This is a genomic window from Nonomuraea sp. NPDC049784 (genome assembly GCF_040659615.1).
GTDB lineage: Bacteria > Actinomycetota > Actinomycetes > Streptosporangiales > Streptosporangiaceae > Nonomuraea.
On record NZ_JBFAMX010000946.1, the window covers coordinates 1 to 2839 of the forward strand.

At 74.4% G+C, this 2839-nt stretch carries 1 protein-coding gene and 2 pseudogenes; all 3 read left to right on the plus strand.

All coding sequences use genetic code 11. From position 1 onward, the window contains the following. Positions 1-220 (plus strand): annotated as a pseudogene (locus AB0J09_RS61465) (cytochrome d ubiquinol oxidase subunit II); the annotation flags it as partial. 6 nt (positions 221-226) lie between these two features. Further along, complete coding sequence (cydD, locus tag AB0J09_RS61470; RefSeq protein ID WP_360713314.1) at positions 227-2425, plus strand: thiol reductant ABC exporter subunit CydD; 2199 nt, start codon at positions 227-229, stop codon at positions 2423-2425. After that, a pseudogene (locus AB0J09_RS61475) lies at positions 2422-2839 on the plus strand (thiol reductant ABC exporter subunit CydC); the annotation flags it as partial. The gene cydD and the pseudogene AB0J09_RS61475, both read left to right, overlap by 4 nt.

The window sequence follows — 2839 nt, forward strand, 5'->3', positions numbered from 1 at the left end:
TGCCCTGGCGGTGTCGGGGTTCGTGGCGGCGGTCCCGGCGCTGGGGGTGCTCGTGGGCGCGATGCCGTACCTGCTGGACTACAGCGCGCCTCCGGCTACGTTGAATGTGCTCAGTGTCATGGTGCTGCCGTGCGCGCCCATCGTGCTGGGCGCGCAAATATGGGTATGGCGCACTTTCCGCCCAGGGAAGGACGCTTTCCGGCTCCCGTCGTTCTTCTGAGGGCTCGTGCATAAGGATCTCCTCCGGCTCATGCGGGCCGAGCGGTCGGTTCGCCGCCACCTGGCCGTGACCATGGTCGCGGCGGTGCTGGCGGGGCTGCTCGTTCTGGTGCAGGCCGAGCTGCTGGCCGGGGTGCTGTCCGGCAGGTTCACCGCCGTCGCCCTGGCCGGGCTGGCGGCGGTGGTGGGCGTACGGGCGCTGCTCGCCTGGGAGCAGGGCGTCTTCGCGGGGCGCACCGCGACCGGCGTGAAGTCGGCGTTGCGCCACCGGCTGCTGGGCCGCCTGCGGGACCTCGGGCCCGGGCGGCTCACCGCCCACCGCTCGGGCGAGCTGGTCACGCTCGCGGGGCGCGGCCTGGACGGGCTCGACGCGTACCTCACCGGCTATCTGCCGTCCATCGCGGTCGCCGGGGTGGTGCCGCTCGCGGTGCTGGTACGGCTGTTCGCCGCCGACCTGGGCAGCGCGGTCATCGTCCTGGTCACGCTGCCCCTGATCCCGATCTTCGGCGCGCTGGTGGGCATGACCACCAAGGCCGTCACCGAGCGCCAGTTCCTGGCCCTGTCGCGGCTCGGCGGTCACTTCCTGGACGTGGTGCGCGGACTGCCCACCCTGCGGGCCTTCGGGCGCGCCCGGTACCAGGCGGGCGTCATCCAGCAGGTCGCGGACGCGCACCGGAGCGCGACGATGCGAACCTTGCGGGTGGCGTTCCTGTCGTCGCTGGTGCTGGAGCTGTGCGCGTCGCTGTCGCTGGCGCTCGTGGCGGTGCCGATCGGGCTGCGGCTGCTGGGCGGGTCGCTGGATCTGACGACGGCGCTGCTGGTGCTGCTGCTGGCGCCGGAGGCGTACCTGCCGCTGCGGGCGATGGGGACGCGTTTCCACGCCTCGATGGAGGGGGTGGCGGCCGCTGACGCGGCCTTCGCCGTACTGGACGAATCCGGCACCGATCCGGGGCGGCGGCCGGCCCCGGCATCGCCGGGCGGGGCACCATCGGCCGGGGCACCATCGGCTGGCGCACCCTCGGTTGGGGCGCCCTCGGTTGGGGCGCCCTCGGTTGGGGCGCCCTCGGTTGGGGCGCCGGAGATCCGCTTGGAGAACGTGACCGTCCGCTACCCCGGCCGCGACGGCGCCGCGCTGGAGAACGTCTCCCTCACCATCGGCCCGCGCGAACGGGTGGCGCTGGTCGGCGAGAGCGGCGGGGGCAAGAGCACCCTGCTCCATCTCATCCTCGGCTTCATCCACCCGTCGGAGGGCCGGGTCCTCATCAACGGGACGGACCTGCGCGAGCTGGACCTGGGCAGCTGGCGGGCGCGGCTGGCGTTCGTGGCGCAGCGGCCGCACCTGTTCGCCACGTCGGTGGCCGGCAACATCCGGCTCGGGGCACCCTCGGCCACCCTGGACGAGGTCCGCACGGCGGCCGCCGCCGCGCACGCGGACTTCGTGGACGGGCTGCCGCAGGGGTTCGACACGGTGGTGGGCGAGCGCGGGGCCAACCTCTCGGCCGGTCAGCGGCAGCGGATCGCGCTCGCGCGGGCCTTCTGCCGTCCCCAGGCGTCGGTGCTGCTCCTCGACGAGCCCACCGCCCGCCTGGACGGCCGCAGCGAGGCGGCCGTGGTGGCGGCCACCGCGGACCTGGCCCAGGACCGTACGGCCGTCATCGTCGCCCACCGGCCCGCCATGATCGAGCTCGCCGACCGCGTCATCCGCATCCACGAGGGCCGCGTCGTCTCCGACACCACCCGCAGGACTACCCACCTCGACGGGAGCCCCGCGGGAACCGGTGAGCCGACGGCGCGAAGCGGAGGCGTGTCGGCGCCGAGCGGCGACATCGCGGGGGGAGGGGCAGCCACCACGTCGGCAGGCGCCACCACCGAGCGCGACGCGGGCGCACCGAGCGACACCACCCAACGCGACACCACCTCGAAGGGTGACGGCACCGCAAAGGGCGCTACCACGGCAGATGGCGACGCCGCCGCAAAGGGCAACGCGATCGGGAAGAGCGACCCGACTGGGAGCGGTCCGGCCACGCAGAGCAACGCGACCGCGCAGGAGGACCCAGCCGCGCAGGACGACCCGACCGCGCAGGACGACATGGCGGCGGAAGGTGGTGGCCTTTCCGTGGGAGGTGCGCCGGAGGCGGCCCCGCATCATCGCCCGCCGCGTGATCAGGTGGCAGCGGTGCGGCCAGGCGAAGGGAGCGGACAGTGAACCGGCGCATGGGTGTGCGGCTGGTCTGGGCCGTGCTGGCCGGGGCGGCGGCCGATCTGGCCGGGCTCGGGCTCATCGCCGCCGCCGCATGGCTGATCACCCGGGCAGCGCAGCAGCCGTCGCTCGCCGCCCTGAGCGTGGCGATCGTGGCGACCAGGGCATTCGCCACCAGCAAGGGCGTCTTCCGCTACGCCGAACGCCTCACCGGCCACGACGTCGCACTCCGCGCCCAGGCAGGCACCCGGGAACGCCTCTTCCAGGCTCTCATCCCGCCCCAGCAGCCGAGGCACGGCGGCGCCGACCTGCTCAGCCGCATGGTCGATGACACCGAAGCCGTACAGGACCTGCTCGTGCGCTGCCTGCTCCCCGCCGCCGCGGCCGCGGCGGCGGGGCTGGCGGCCGTGGTCATCGGGC